Here is a 12,814-nt window from a genome sequence, read left to right as displayed (position 1 = left end):
CACGGTGATTGCGCCAGTTTTGAGATCTTGTGGAAGACAGTTGCTCCCACAAGGTGGATTGCGCCAGCATTCAGACTTTGTGGAAGACAGTTGCTCCCACAGGTCCCTGCTAAATACAGGCCTGTGAGGGAGGAATTAGATCAACCGAAGGAAGGCTTCGCGCCAAACTGCTTTGGCCGGCAACGCCACGAAGTGCGGGTTCAGCAGCGACTCCCGCGCCGGGTAGCGGAACGGCAGGCCATCCACCCCAAGCACCTCACCACCGGCACCTTCTACCACACCCTGCGCCGCTGCAGTGTCCCACTGCGACGTCGGCGCCAGGCGTGGGTAACAGTCGGCGCTGCCCTCGGCCAGCAGGCAGAACTTCAGCGAACTGCCCACATTGGCCAGCTCAAGCGCGCCCACCGTGGCCCCCAGCCCGGCCAGCAGCGCTTCCTGCTGCGGGCTGGAGTGCCGTCGGCTGGCCACCACTGTAAACCGCTCACCCTCAGGCGGGGCCGTGCGCACCCGGATCGGCGCAGCCGCCTGACCCGGCTCGGCACGCCAGGCGCCCAAGGCGCGACCACCAAAATAGCAGCGGCCACTGGTGGGCATCGACACCACGCCAAACACCACCTCGCCCTGTTCGACCAAGGCGATGTTAACGGTAAATTCTTCACTGCCGGCAATGAATTCCTTGGTGCCATCCAAAGGGTCCACCAGCCACCATCGGCTCCAGCCCTGGCGTTCGGCCAGGGCAATGTCGCAGTCTTCTTCGGACAGCACCGGAACAGCCGGTGCCAGCGCCAGCAGGCCATCGGCAATCACCCGATGCGCCGCCAGGTCGGCGGCGGTCACCGGTGAGTCGTCTGCCTTGTTGGTCACCTCAACGCCCGCGCGCCAGAACGGCAGGATGGCATCGCCCGCCACCCGTGCCAGCTTCACCACCTCATGCATCAGTTGCAGGTCGTTCATAGCGACAGCAGCCCCCGCTGGATGAGCAGGTCGCGGGCCAGGTACAACGCGGCCAGCGCGCGCCCCTCGCTGAACTGCGGGTGCATGGCTAGGGCAGCAAGTTCGCGCAGGTTGACCTTGTCCACCCCCATCGGCTCCGGCTCGTCGCCCTCCAGGCGCTCTTCGTACAGGTCGGTGGCCAGCACCACCTGGATCTTCTGGCTCATGTAGCCCGGCGACAGCGACAGCTCGGTCAGGTGCTCCAACTGGCGGGCACCGTAACCTGCCTCTTCCTTGAGCTCACGGTCGGCGGCTGCCAGCACGTCTTCACCCGGCTCGATCAGGCCCTTGGGCAGCGACAGCTCATATTCATCGGTACCGCCGCAGTACTCCTCTACCAGCACGGCGTGCTCGGCATCCAGCATGGCCACGATCATCACCGCACCATAACCATTGCCACGGCCCACCAGGCGCTCGTAGGTACGCTCGTTGCCGTTGCTGAAGCGCAGCTGCACGGCTTCGACGCGAAACAGGCGGCTGCTGGCGACGATTTCGCGGCTGAGTACGGTGGGTTTCTGGCGCATGGGGCGGCTCCTTGGCGTGAACGGGTTACTATACCGTGGCTTGCCGACTGAACGAGAGTTTCCCATGCCTGTTCTTCCCTGGTCCGCCATCGACACCGTCCTGCTGGACATGGATGGCACCCTGCTCGACCTGCACTACGACAACCGCTTCTGGCTGGACCACCTGCCCCAGCGCTACGCCGAACTGCACGGGGTAAGCCGGGCCATGGCACAGATGGAGCTGGAGCCGCTGTTCGAGCGCAATGCCGGCACGCTGAACTGGTACTGCCTGGACTTCTGGAGCCGCGAGCTGCGGTTGCCGATCCGCGAGCTGAAGCAGGAAATCGCCCACCTGATTGCCCTGCGCCCCGACGCCGACACCTTCCTGGCAGCCATCCGCCAGGCGGGCAAGCGGGTGGTGATGATCACCAACGCGCACCGGGATTCGCTGTCGCTGAAGCTGGAGCGGGTGGAGCTGGCGCCGTATTTTGAACGGCTGATCAGCTCCCACGATTACGGTTTCCCGAAAGAGAACCCGCAGTTCTGGGATGCGTTGCAGGCGGATATCGGCTTTGAGCCAGGGCGTAGCCTGTTTATCGATGACACCCTGCCGATTTTGCGCAGCGCAAGGGAGTTTGGTGTCGCCCATCTGCTGGCGGTGCGCCAACCCGACAGCCAGGCACAACCGCGTGATACGGCGGAGTTCGCCGCGGTGGAAGACTACCGGGAATTGTTGGCTGGCCTTTGAGGGCCTCTTCGCGGGTGAACCCGCTCCCACAGGTTTTTGGAAATGCCGACAAATGCTATTCCTGTGGGAGCGAGTTCACTCGCGAAACTGCACCGCTGATCAGTCAGGAATACGCAGCACCTGCCCTGGGTAAATCTTATCCGGGTGCGACAGCATGGGCTTGTTGGCCTCAAAGATCTTCTGATACTTGTTGGGGTCGCCATACACCTTCTTGGAAATGGCACTCAACGTGTCGCCCTTCTCCACCGTCACAAAACGCGCAGCCTGTGCCGCAGGCCCGGTAACCGTGATCTGGTCTTCAACGCTGGCCACCCCATGGATATTGCCCGCCGCCAGGATGATCTTTTCTTTCTCTTCCTGGCTGGCCACCTCACCCTTCAGGATGACCTTGTCGTCGCCCTCCACTGTGGCAGTGATATTGGGGTTGCCCAGGCCAACACTTTCCACGTGCTTCTTCAACTGCTCCTCGGCATTGGCATTGCCGGGGGTCAGCAGATCGATCAACTTCTCGCCTGCTTCCTTCACAAAGCTGAATAGACTCATGACGCTCTCCTTGTTGACGTGAACCCGTTGGACATCGGAGTCTAGGTCAAGACTCAACTTGTCGCTGCACTGCGACCAATCGACGCGGTCTATCACTACATAGACCCTAGCAATTAGACGGCGCCAGCCTGCAAGCCTAGGCTTGTGGCCTCAGAATGCCGCCGATTGCGTCGATCAAGAGCAAGCCCCGATGACCAGCAAGCCCCCGTTCTGCGCGGCCTCATCAGCCTTGGCCATGCCCGCCGCCAGCAACACCTACGATTACGTCCAGCTGGACGACGGCCAGCGTGACACCACCCCCCTGGCTGAAGAAGTGGCCCTGGCCATTGTCTACAACGGCCTGAACCAGGCGGTGATGCTGGTAAGCCCCACCGACCTGGAAGACTTTGCCGTCGGTTTCAGCGTGGGCAGCGGCATTGTTGAAAGCACGGCAGAAATCTATGACGTCAAGTTGTCGGGCAGCGGTGCATCGTTGTACGCCGACCTGGAAATTTCCAGCCGCGCCTTCTGGAACCTGAAAAACCAACGCCGCCAGTTGGCCGGCACCAGCGGCTGCGGCCTGTGCGGTGTCGAGGCGCTCGAGCAGGCGCTGCCAGAACTGACCAAACTGCCTGGCGCCCCGCTGCCACCAGCTGACTGGCTGGTGAACCTGCGCAAGCGCATCGATGTGTTTCAGCCATTGGGCCAGCACAGCGGCGCGGTGCATGCGGCGCTGTTCATGGACCGGCACGGCGAACTGTTGATGGGCCGTGAGGACATTGGCCGGCACAACGCCCTCGACAAACTGATCGGCGCCCTGCTGCGCCAAGGCATCGACAGCCAGGGTGGCCTGGCCATCGTCACCAGCCGCTGCAGCCTTGAACTGATCCAGAAGGTCCTGCGCGCCGGCATCCAGACCCTGGTCAGCCTGTCTGCACCCACCGGCCTTGCCCTGCAATGGGCGCGCAAGCACAACCTCAACCTTATCCACCTGCCCAAACACAGTGCACCGCGGGTGTATAGCCCCGCGGCGGAGTCGTAAAAGTCGTGAGCTCGTACCAGCATCTACCGGACAACGCCCCAGCCTCCCCTCCACGCTACAAGCCCTACCACGGCCCCGCCGGCGGCTGGGGAGCGCTGCGCAGCGTGGCCAAGGCCTGGGTTGGCAGTGACAACGCGCTGAAGAACATTCGCGCACTGCTCAAGACCAACCAGAACGGCGGCTTCGACTGCCCGGGCTGCGCCTGGGGGGATTCCCCGGAAAGCGGCATGGTGAAGTTCTGCGAAAACGGCGCCAAGGCGGTGAACTGGGAAGCCACCAAGCGCCGTGTCGACGCGGCCTTCTTCGCCCGCTACAGCGTTACTTCGCTGCTGCAGCAAAGCGATTACTGGCTGGAGTACCAAGGCCGCCTGACCGAACCGATGGCGTACGACGCCGGCAGCGACCGCTACCAGCCCATCAGCTGGGACGCTGCCTTCGCCTTGATCGCCCGTGAGCTGAACAAGCTGGCCACCCCCGACCAGGCCGAGTTCTACACCTCCGGCCGGGCCAGCAACGAGGCGGCCTACCTGTACCAACTGTTCGTGCGGGCGTACGGCACCAACAACTTCCCCGACTGCTCGAACATGTGCCACGAGGCCAGCGGCGTAGCCCTGGGGCAAAGCGTGGGTGTGGGCAAGGGCACCGTGACCTTCGACGATTTCGAACACGCCGACGCCATCTTTGTGTGGGGCCAGAACCCCGGCACCAACCACCCGCGCATGCTCGACCCGCTGCGCGATGCGGTAAAGCGCGGCGCCCAGGTGGTGTGCATCAACCCCCTGAAAGAGCGCGGCCTGGAACGCTTCCAGCACCCGCAAAACCCGCTGGAAATGCTCACCAACAGCGACCGGCCTACCAACACGGCATTCTTCCGCCCAGCCCTGGGCGGCGACATGGCGATGCTGCGCGGCATGGCCAAGTTCGTGCTGCAGTGGGAACGCGAGGCCAAAGCCAATGGTGAACCCGCCGTGCTGGACCATGCCTTCATTGCGCAGCACGGGCATGGCGTTGAGGATTACCTGGCCGTGGTCGATGCTACCCCGTGGGAGCACATCCAGGCCCAGGCCGGGCTGCCACTGCACGACATCGAGCTGGCGGCCCGCATGTACTGCCGCAGCAAGCGGGTGATCATGTGCTGGGCCATGGGCATCACCCAGCACCGCCATTCGGTGCCCACCATCCAGGAACTCGTCAACCTGCAGATGCTGCGCGGCAACATCGGTGCCCCGGGCGCAGGCCTGTGCCCAGTGCGTGGCCACAGCAACGTGCAGGGCGACCGCACCATGGGCATCAACGAGCGCCCACCGGTGGCGCTGCTCGATGCCCTGGAAAAGCGGTTTGGCTTCCCGGTGCCTCGCCACAATGGCCATAACACCGTCGAGGCCATCCACGCCATGCTGGACGGGCGTGCCCGGGTGTTCATCGGCCTGGGCGGCAACTTTGCCCAGGCAACCCCGGATACCGAACGCACCGCCAAGGCGCTGCGCAACTGCGAGTTGACCGTGCACATCAGCACCAAGCTCAACCGCAGCCACCTGGTGCATGGCAAGCAAGCGCTGATTCTGCCGTGCCTGGGCCGCACCGATATCGACCTGCAGGCCGACGGGCCACAGGCCGTCACGGTGGAAGACTCGTTCAGCATGGTGCACGGCTCGAATGGGCAGCTCAAACCCCTGTCTTCGCAGATGCGTTCAGAACCTGCCGTTATCGCCGGCATCGCGGCCGCCACCTTGGGCAAGCGCCCGGTGGACTGGCACTGGCTGGTGGCTGACTACGACCGTATTCGCGACCTGATCGCTGACACCATCCCGGGCTTCACCGGTTTCAACCAGCGCATGCGCCACCCGGGCGGCTTCTACCTGGGCAACAGTGCAGCCACCCGCGACTGGAAAACCGCCACCGGCCGCGCCAACTTCAAGGCCAACCTGCTGCCAGACACCCTGCTGGATGAACGGGTACGGGCCAGCGGCCAAGTGCCGGACCTGATCATGCAGTCGATGCGCTCGCATGATCAGTACAACACCACCATCTATGGCCTGGATGACCGCTACCGGGGCGTGCGTGGCCAGCGCGACGTGCTGTTTGCCAACGAAGCGGACATCATCCGCCTGGGCTTCCAGCCGGGGCAGAAGGTGGACATCGTGTCGTTGTGGGGCGATGAGCATGTGCGCCGTGTGCGCGGGTTCACCCTCCTGGCGTTCGACATACCGGCAGGGCAGGCCGCGGCGTATTACCCCGAGGTAAACCCGCTGGTACCGCTGGAGAGCATTGGCGATGGCAGCCATACGCCCACCTCGAAGTTCATCGCCATCAAGCTGGAACGGGCCGAGGACAACGGTCGCATTGTGTAACGGCCATCAACGAAAAAGCCCTGTTCCGGTGAGGTTCAGGGCTTTGTCATAAAGGTCTAAGACCGCCAAAAACAGTTTAAGTTTCATAGCTAATTCAACAACTTACAGAATTGTGTACAACTCGTGCAGCTCGTCGGATTTACGTTGCCAGCCACGCAGGTTACCCGCAAATTCGCCTCGTCCTAACTCTGAGGCTCTCTTGATGAAGAAGTACTCCTCGATTCTGTTGTTGTCTTTCAGCTTGCTCAGCGGCGTTGCCATGGCAGGCGGCACCACCGAGGCCGGCATTGGCGGCGCATTGGGTGGGGTACTGGGCTCAGTCGTTGGCCAGTCCATCGGTGGTAGCACCGGTGGGGCCATCGGCGCGGGCCTGGGCGGTGCGGCAGGCAGCGCGGTAGGTGCCGACAAGCGCCAGCGCGGTGAGGCGGCCATTGGCGGCGCACTGGGTGCAGCGGGCGGCAACGTGGTCGGCCGCTCGGTGGGCGGCACCACCGGTAGCTACATCGGTGCAGCCGCGGGCGGCGGTGCCGGCGGCGCGCTGGGTAACTACATGGGTAACAAGGCCGACCAGGATGACCGCCGCGACCATCGCCGGTACCGTCGCGACTACGACGACCGCCGTCACTGGGACCGCGGCCCGGGCCCAGGCCCGCATTACGGCCACCGCAAGCATGGCCGCCATCGCCACCCTTGATGGCTCAGCCAGGCCGCACTGCAAAAGCCCCGCCCTCATGGCGGGGCTTTTTCGTCAAGGCTGTACCAGCAGCGCCGACAACAGCGTGTGCAGCGGCTGCGGCAATGCAACGGGCTGGCCGCTGGCGCGTTCGATGAACACCTGCACCACGGTGCCTGCAGCGCAGGCCTGGGCTTCGCCAGGGCGGTACAGCGCCAGGCGATACTCCACCGTACTGCCAGCCAGGCGCGCCACGCCCAAGCCCACCTCCAGCACATCCGGAAATGCTGGCAAGGCGTAGAAGTCTGCCGAAGCGCTGACCACGAAAGCGGCCAGTTCACCGTCCCGCAAGTCCAGTTCGGCTTGCTCCACCAGGAACGCCTGAATGGCAGCCTCGAAATAGCCATGCACGGTTGCACCGGCAATGTGACCGTTAACGTCATTGTCCTGGGGGCGGGTGAGCACAGGGTGGAAGTGGGTGAAGGCGGTGCGCGGAGGGGGTTGGATCATCGGGCTGGCTCATGTCTTGGCAAGGGATGCAGACAGTGAAACAGAAATCCGGGATAAAAATCAGGGCCGCAAAGCGGCCCCGGATGTTGCGGTACTGCCCAGGTCAGCTTACAGCTGAGGGCCAGCAGCCTTGATGGCGTCGGACACTTCAAACTTCTTGAAGTTTTCGATGAACAGCTTGGCCAGGCCTTTAGCGGCCTCGTCGTAGGCCGCTTTGTCCGCCCAGGTGTTACGCGGGTTCAGCAGCTCGGTGTCGACGCCCGGAACAGCCTTGGGCACGTCCAGGTTGATGATGCCCAGGTGCTCGGTTTCGGCACCGACCAGCGCACCGCTCTGGATGGCAGCGATCACCGCACGGGTGGTCGGAATGTTGAAGCGTTTGCCCACGCCGTAGCCACCGCCGGTCCAGCCGGTGTTCACCAGGTAGACTTTGGAGTTGAAGCCCTTGATGCGCTTGATCAGCAGCTCGGCGTACTCGCCAGCCGGGCGCGGGAAGAACGGCGCGCCGAAGCAGGTGGAGAAGGTCGACTTGATGCCGCCGCCCGAACCCATTTCAGTGGAGCCAACCAGCGCGGTGTAGCCGGACAGGAAGTGGTAGGCCGCCTGCTCGTTGTTCAGGATCGACACCGGCGGCAGAACACCGGTCAGGTCGCAGGTGAGGAAGATCACCGCATTGGGCTCGCCGCCCAGGTTGGCCTCGGAGCGCTTGGCAACGTGCTCCAGCGGGTAGGCAGCGCGGCTGTTCTGGGTCAGGCTGACGTCGTTGTAATCGGCATGCTTGTTGTTGTCGATTACCACGTTTTCCAGCACGGCGCCGTGCTTGATGGCCTTCCAGATAACCGGCTCGTTCTTCTCCGACAGGTCGATGCACTTGGCATAGCAACCGCCTTCGATGTTGAACACCACGCCCTCACCCCAACCGTGCTCGTCGTCACCAATCAGGTAACGGCTTTCGTCGGCAGACAGGGTAGTCTTGCCGGTGCCGGACAGGCCGAAGAACAGGGTAACGTCGCCGTTTTCACCGATGTTGGCAGCGCAGTGCATTGGCAGCACGTCGGCAGCCGGCAGCAGGAAGTTCTGCACCGAGAACATGGCTTTCTTCATTTCACCCGCGTAACGCATGCCGGCGATCAGTACTTTCTTCTGGGCGAAGTTGAGGATCACGCAACCGTCGGAGTTGGTGCCGTCACGCTCGGGTACGCACTCGAAGTTGGCAACGTTCAGCACCTGCCACTCATCACGGCCAGCAGGGTTGTACTGCTCCGGGTTGATGAACAGGCAACGGCCAAACAGGTTCTGCCAGGCAGTCTGGGTGGTCATCTTCACCGGCAGGTAGTGGTCGGCTGCCGCACCTACGTGAACGTAGGAAACGAAGTGATCCTGGGCGTTGTTGAACGCCTCGACGCGGTCCCACAGGGCATCGAACTTGTCGGCCGGGAACTTGCGGTTGATCGGGCCCCAGGCGATAGCATCCTGGGTGGAAGGTTCTTCGACGATGAAACGGTCAGCCGGGGAACGGCCGGTACGGTGGCCCGTCTCCACGACCAGTGCACCAGTATCGGCTAGTACGCCTTCACCGCGTTGCAGCGCTTCTTTTACCAGCTCATCGACGCTCAGGTCGGTGTACACGGTGTTGTTGGCTTGCGTCATGAGATACCCCATCCGGCCCGAGGCCGAGTGCTCCAAACGTTTTGTAGTCGTCTCGAAAAAACTACTACAGCGAAAAAAGTGGCCGGATTATGCCAGAAACGCCCAAAAAAAGTAGGCCCCTCCTGTCAGAACCGAGCTTTTGCGCAATTCGACAGGAGATTCTCCTGTAGTGAAACGTTTCAGTGACGAGTTTCTGAGGCCACGTCCGTGCCGCCACCCGCAAAGAGCTGTGCGACATCATTGGCATCGAAGAAATAGCGCTGGTTGCAGAACTGGCAATCGATCTCCACCGTACCGCCACATTCTTCCACCAGCGCCTTGGCGTCTTCTTCGCCAAGGCTGACCAGCGCATTGCCGGAACGTTCGCGCGAGCAGCTGCAGTTGAAACGCAGCGGCTGCACATCGAACAGGCGCACGGCATCTTCGTGGTACAGGCGGTGCAGCAGGGTTTCGTTATCCAGCGCCCACTCGTCGGCTTTCAGCGTGCTGGCCAGGGCGACCACATGCTGCCAGCTTTCTTCACGCTCTTCGTCATCGGGCTGGCGATCACGCGGCAGTTGCTGCAGCAGCAGGCCACGGGCCTTGCCGCCTTCGGTATTCAGCCAAAACCGCGTATTCAGCTGCTGGGACTGAACAAAGTAATTGGTGAAACACTCCGACAGGTTGGCCCCGTCGAGGTCCACGGTACCTTGGTAACGCTGGCCCTTGACCGGGTCGATGGTCAGGGTCAGGTGCCCGTCGGGCATCAGCTGGGCGAGGGTGGCGTCGGCGGCGATCTGTTCGGCTTCGTAACGGGCCATGCCGCGAATGTCGCGCTCACCAGAGCACTCCACCATCAACAAGGGGATGGGGCCGGCAGAACGCGCCTGCAGAATGAGCAGGCCATCGAACTTGAGCGCGCCGACCAGCAAGGCAGTGGCGGCCATCAGCTCGCCCAGCAACGCCTGCACGGGCGCGGGGTATAGGTGACGCGCCAGCACGGCGGCGTAGCTGTCATCGAGAGACACCCACTCGCCGCGCACGTCGCGCTCGTCGAAGATGAAACGTTGGGTGAAATCGGTATCTGGCAAATCGCTCATGGGTGTCTGGCTATCTGAAAATGATGACAAAATGATTGCGGAGAATTACAAATCCCGCCGTGGGGCGCCTTCGGGCGCTCATTTCCCTATTAGGAGATAGAGGTATCTTATGGACAATCGACCACTGTTCCAAGCGAGGTGGTCCTGGGGACCCTTGGTAGCGTGCACGCTACTGCCCATCGCACTACTGTGTTTCTGGTTATGGCCTGTTGGCCAGAGCCTGTGCCTGGCATTCGACGAATGGCTGTTCCATACCCTGAACGCGCCGCTGGCCGAGAACACTACCTGGCGTTACATCTGGACCGTTGGCAGCTTGCGCCCGTTCGACATCGTCGTGGGCCTGATCCTGCTGGCGGCGCTGATTCGTGGCAACTGGGTGTTCAAGGCCGTGCAGGTTCGCCAGGCGTTTTTTGGTTTTCTGGTCACGCTACTGCTCTTAGTGGTGATTCGTGCGCTGTTTTCCAAGTGGGTGGACGCTGCCGGCTGGCAGCACAACAGCCCGTCGATGATGTTCGACAGCGCTGTGCACCTGAGTGACTACTACCCCAACCTGGAGTCCTCCTGGGAACTGAAAGACCGTTCCAGCAAGAGCTTCCCGGGCGATCACGCCTCGGTGCTGCTTATCTGGGCGCTGTTCATGAGCGTGTTCAGCCGCCGCATTGGGCAATACCTGGTGATCTGGGGCCTGGCAGTGCTGTTCATGCTGCCACGCCTGGTGGCCGGCGCCCACTGGGGGCAGGACGACTACATCGGTGGCCTGCTGATGGCTGTGCTGGCACTGGGCTGGAGCCTGTACACACCGTTGGCCGCCCACAGCACTGCGGCGCTGGTGCGTTGGACCGCGCCGCTGTTCAGGTTTGCGGCCAGGTTGCCGTTGATCAACAGGCTGGCGGTAGTGCGCTAGCGTGAAGGGGGCCGCCTGGCGGCCCCTTCAGTCAAAATTGCCGTGCAGCTGGTGAATCTGCCGGCGCTGCTTCTTGGTTGGCCGCCCATCGGTGGTCACGCCTACTGCCCCGGCCTTGCGCAATTCGGCCGCCTGCTCACGGCGGCGGATGCTGTCTTCGGTTTCGGCATAGAGCGTCTGCGCCTCTGGCGCCCCACGGCGCACGGTAGAAAGCGCTTTCACCACCACGGTGCGCTCATCGAACCCGGTGCGCAGCACAAACTCGTCACCCACCCGCGGCTCCTTGCCCGGCTTGCATCGCTCGCCACGGCAGTGCACCTTGCCGCTTTCGATGGCCGCCTTGGCCAGGGCGCGGGTCTTGTAGAAGCGCGCAGCCCACAGCCATTTGTCCAGGCGAACTTTGTCGTCATCTTCGACTTTCTGTGCCATCCCCATACCTCGAACACTGTGTTTCACGGAACTGTACTACCGTAACCATCGGATGCAAAAAATCCCCGCCGTGCTTACAGTTCACTACCTCATCCGCAGGGTGCGTTTTGTGAAGACATTTGATCATCTGACTGTAATCGGCCTGCGCGAATGGGTCGCCCTGCCCGACCTGGGCGTGGCGGGGCTGCGCGCCAAGATCGATACCGGTGCAAGCACCTCCAGCCTGCATGCAACCGACATCGAGCCATTCGAACGCAATGGCGAGCCATGGGTCCGATTTACCGCGCACCTGGGCACGGTGGTGCAATTGCGTCACCGCCGCTGCGAAGCCCCACTGGTGACCCGAAAAACCATCAGAAGCTCCAATGGCCATGCCCAGACACGCTATGTGATCCGAACGTCGCTGGCGCTGGGTGACAGGGTGTGGGCGGTGGAATTTACCCTGGCCTGCCGCAAGAGCATGCGCTACCGCCTGTTGCTAGGGTCCAAGGCGTTGGTCCACGGCCAACTTGTGGTCAACCCTGGCGTTAAATATGTGCAGGACAAACCGGCCTTTCCGGCCACCCTCTCTTCATTAACAGGTGCTGCATGAAGATCGCTGTGCTGTCGCGCAATCCGCGTCTGTATTCCACCCGCCGCCTGGTCGAAGCCGGTACCCAGCGTGGCCACGAAATGGTAGTGATCGATACCCTGCGTGCCTACATGAACATTGCCAGCCACAAGCCGCAGATCCACTACCGCGGCAAGCCACTGGAAGGGTTCGATGCTGTCATTCCGCGCATTGGGGCATCGGTCACATTCTACGGCTGTGCCGTGCTGCGGCAGTTCGAGATGATGGGGGTGTACCCACTGAACGAGTCGGTCGCCATCGCCCGCTCGCGGGACAAGCTGCGGTCGCTGCAATTGCTGTCACGGCGCGGCATCGGCTTGCCGATCACCGGCTTTGCCCACTCGCCAGACGACATCCCCGACCTGATCCAGATGGTCAACGGCGCGCCGCTGGTGATCAAGGTGCTGGAGGGCACCCAGGGCATCGGCGTGGTGCTGTGCGAGACAACCCAGGCGGCCGAGTCGGTGATCGAAGCGTTCATGGGCCTGAAACAGAACATTATGGTTCAGGAATACATCAAGGAGGCCGGCGGCGCCGACATTCGCTGCTTCGTGGTGGGCGACAAGGTGATTGCTTCGATGAAACGTCAGGCCAAGCCAGGCGAGTTCCGCTCCAACCTGCACCGGGGCGGCGTCGCCAGCCTGATCAAAATCACACCTGAAGAGCGGATTACCGCGATTCGTGCGGCCAAGGTGATGGGCTTGAGCGTGGCGGGTGTGGATATTTTGCGTTCCAACCATGGGCCGCTGGTGATGGAGGTGAACTCATCGCCCGGGCTGGAGGGCATTGAAGTGACCACC

14 protein-coding genes are annotated in these 12,814 nt (G+C 62.5%); 7 read left to right on the top strand and 7 right to left on the bottom strand.

Features of this window, described 5'->3' with window-relative positions; genetic code table 11:
• Positions 1 to 135: 135 nt before the first annotated feature.
• Together cysQ and nudE are read right to left on the bottom strand one after the other, a co-directional pair.
• On the bottom strand, positions 136 to 954 hold the full coding sequence (gene cysQ, locus APH25_RS17465; protein ID WP_060482805.1) for a 3'(2'),5'-bisphosphate nucleotidase CysQ: 819 nt from the start codon (positions 952 to 954) through the stop codon (positions 136 to 138).
• Complete coding sequence (nudE, locus tag APH25_RS17460; RefSeq protein ID WP_028635341.1) at positions 951 to 1,517, bottom strand: ADP compounds hydrolase NudE; 567 nt, start codon at positions 1,515 to 1,517, stop codon at positions 951 to 953. The genes cysQ and nudE overlap by 4 nt, the downstream gene beginning before the upstream one ends.
• A gap of 64 nt (positions 1,518 to 1,581) precedes the next feature.
• Between nudE and yrfG the strand changes: the two genes are divergently transcribed.
• A complete protein-coding gene (yrfG, locus tag APH25_RS17455) occupies positions 1,582 to 2,244 on the top strand; it encodes a GMP/IMP nucleotidase (RefSeq protein ID WP_060482804.1) in 663 nt (220 codons plus the stop codon).
• Positions 2,245 to 2,343: 99 nt separating this feature from the next.
• Here the strand turns inward: yrfG and lysM are convergent, their stop codons facing one another.
• Positions 2,344 to 2,787, bottom strand: coding sequence for a peptidoglycan-binding protein LysM (gene lysM / locus APH25_RS17450; protein ID WP_060482803.1), 444 nt, complete (start codon positions 2,785 to 2,787; stop codon positions 2,344 to 2,346).
• A 190-nt stretch (positions 2,788 to 2,977) separates the two neighbouring features.
• On the opposite strand from lysM, the gene fdhD reads away from it, so the two are divergent.
• The 3 genes from fdhD to APH25_RS17435 all read left to right on the top strand — a co-directional run bounded on the left by fdhD (position 2,978) and on the right by APH25_RS17435 (position 6,853).
• A complete protein-coding gene (fdhD, locus tag APH25_RS17445; protein WP_060482802.1) occupies positions 2,978 to 3,808 on the top strand; it encodes a formate dehydrogenase accessory sulfurtransferase FdhD in 831 nt (276 codons plus the stop codon).
• Between the two features lie 5 nt (positions 3,809 to 3,813).
• Complete coding sequence (locus APH25_RS17440) at positions 3,814 to 6,159, top strand: FdhF/YdeP family oxidoreductase (protein WP_060482801.1); 2,346 nt, start codon at positions 3,814 to 3,816, stop codon at positions 6,157 to 6,159.
• A 202-nt stretch (positions 6,160 to 6,361) separates the two neighbouring features.
• Positions 6,362 to 6,853 (top strand): glycine zipper domain-containing protein, encoded by a 492-nt coding sequence (locus tag APH25_RS17435; RefSeq protein WP_028635346.1) that lies wholly within the window; start codon positions 6,362 to 6,364, stop codon positions 6,851 to 6,853.
• 54 nt (positions 6,854 to 6,907) lie between these two features.
• Here the strand turns inward: APH25_RS17435 and APH25_RS17430 are convergent, their stop codons facing one another.
• From APH25_RS17430 to hslO, 3 genes are all read right to left on the bottom strand, one after another.
• A complete protein-coding gene (locus APH25_RS17430; RefSeq protein ID WP_028635347.1) occupies positions 6,908 to 7,342 on the bottom strand; it encodes a thioesterase family protein in 435 nt (144 codons plus the stop codon).
• 108 nt (positions 7,343 to 7,450) lie between these two features.
• Positions 7,451 to 8,992, bottom strand: coding sequence for a phosphoenolpyruvate carboxykinase (locus APH25_RS17425; protein WP_028635348.1), 1,542 nt, complete (start codon positions 8,990 to 8,992; stop codon positions 7,451 to 7,453).
• A 179-nt stretch (positions 8,993 to 9,171) separates the two neighbouring features.
• On the bottom strand, positions 9,172 to 10,071 hold the full coding sequence (hslO, locus tag APH25_RS17420) for an Hsp33 family molecular chaperone HslO (protein ID WP_060482800.1): 900 nt from the start codon (positions 10,069 to 10,071) through the stop codon (positions 9,172 to 9,174).
• 109 nt (positions 10,072 to 10,180) lie between these two features.
• Between hslO and APH25_RS17415 the strand changes: the two genes are divergently transcribed.
• Entirely contained in the window at positions 10,181 to 10,975 is a 795-nt protein-coding gene (locus APH25_RS17415; RefSeq protein WP_028635350.1) for a phosphatase PAP2 family protein, read from the top strand.
• A 27-nt stretch (positions 10,976 to 11,002) separates the two neighbouring features.
• Here APH25_RS17415 and APH25_RS17410 read toward each other — a convergent pair whose 3' ends face one another.
• Positions 11,003 to 11,404 carry an RNA-binding S4 domain-containing protein gene (locus tag APH25_RS17410; protein ID WP_060482798.1) on the bottom strand — a complete coding sequence of 134 codons (402 nt, stop codon included), beginning with the start codon at positions 11,402 to 11,404 and terminating at the stop codon, positions 11,003 to 11,005.
• Between the two features lie 109 nt (positions 11,405 to 11,513).
• Between APH25_RS17410 and APH25_RS17405 the strand changes: the two genes are divergently transcribed.
• On the top strand, positions 11,514 to 11,996 hold the full coding sequence (locus APH25_RS17405; protein WP_028635352.1) for an ATP-dependent zinc protease: 483 nt from the start codon (positions 11,514 to 11,516) through the stop codon (positions 11,994 to 11,996).
• Positions 11,993 to 12,814, top strand: an 822-nt coding sequence (gene rimK / locus APH25_RS17400; protein WP_060482797.1) for a 30S ribosomal protein S6--L-glutamate ligase, incomplete at its 3' end; no start/stop codon positions are given. The genes APH25_RS17405 and rimK, both read left to right, overlap by 4 nt.

The sequence above is a fragment of the Pseudomonas sp. NBRC 111119 genome, from assembly GCF_001320125.1.
GTDB classification, from domain to species: Bacteria; Pseudomonadota; Gammaproteobacteria; order Pseudomonadales; family Pseudomonadaceae; genus Aquipseudomonas; species Aquipseudomonas parafulva.
The sequence above is the reverse complement of the archived record's forward strand: the minus strand, read 5'-3'. Positions and strand labels throughout refer to the sequence as shown.